We start from the raw sequence: 994 nt of genomic DNA on the forward strand, positions 1-994 counted from the left end.
GAAACGTCCGCCTGCATCATTCAATAGGAAGTAAGTGATATTATCACCATCAGCATCGGTTGCTAAAGCGGTAATATGAACCAAATCATCAAGTTTTGCATTTTCACTTAGAGAATTGGCATCAGTATCACTATCTCTTAGATTAGCAATAGCATTATCTGTATCACCACCTGTTTCGTCAACATCTGTGACGTCAATTCTAAAATCAGCTGCAATTACAGATCCATCTGTACTTCTTGCTTCTATGCGAATATTATGAAATTCATCAGTTTCAAAATCGATCAATCCTGCATTGGCTACAGTAACAATTCCTGTTGTCTCATGAATCTTAAATCGTTCGCCTGCATTATCCAATAGGAAGTAAGTGATATTATCACCATCAGCATCTGTGGCAAGCGCAGTAATATGAACTGGCTGATCATTGGTGATATTCTCACTAATACTGTTTCCATCCATATCAACATCGCGAAGATCAGTGATCGCATTATCTGTATCACCACCAGTTCCATCAACATCTGTGACGTCAATTCTAAAATTTTCTGCAATTACAGATTCATCTGTACTTCTTGCTTCTATGCGAATATTATGAAATTCATCGGTTTCAAAATCTATTAAACTGGCATCGGCAACAGTAACAATTCCTGTTGTGATATCTATTTTAAATCGTCCGCCTGCATTATCCAATAGGAAGTAAGTGATATTATCACCATCAGCATCTGTAGCAAGCGCAGTAATATGAACTGGCTGATCATTGGTGATATTCTCACTAATACTGTTTCCATCCAAATCAACATCACGAAGATCAGTGATCGCATTATCTGTATCACCACCTGTTTCGTCAACATCTATGACGTCAATTCTGAAATCAGCTGCAATTACAGATTTATCTGTACTTCTTGCTTCTATGCGAATATTATGAAATTCATCGGTTTCAAAATCTATTAAACTGGCATCGGCAACACTTACAACACCTGTTGTTTCATTGATCTTAAAG

1 protein-coding gene is annotated in these 994 nt (G+C 37.1%); it reads right to left on the reverse strand.

Going from position 1 to position 994, the window contains the following annotated elements; translation table 11 throughout:
* A partial coding sequence (locus tag ACXR6G_RS20105) for a cadherin repeat domain-containing protein (RefSeq protein ID WP_458363244.1) occupies positions 1 to 994 on the reverse strand: 994 nt, incomplete at both ends.

This window comes from Ancylomarina sp. YFZ004, from assembly GCF_054254355.1.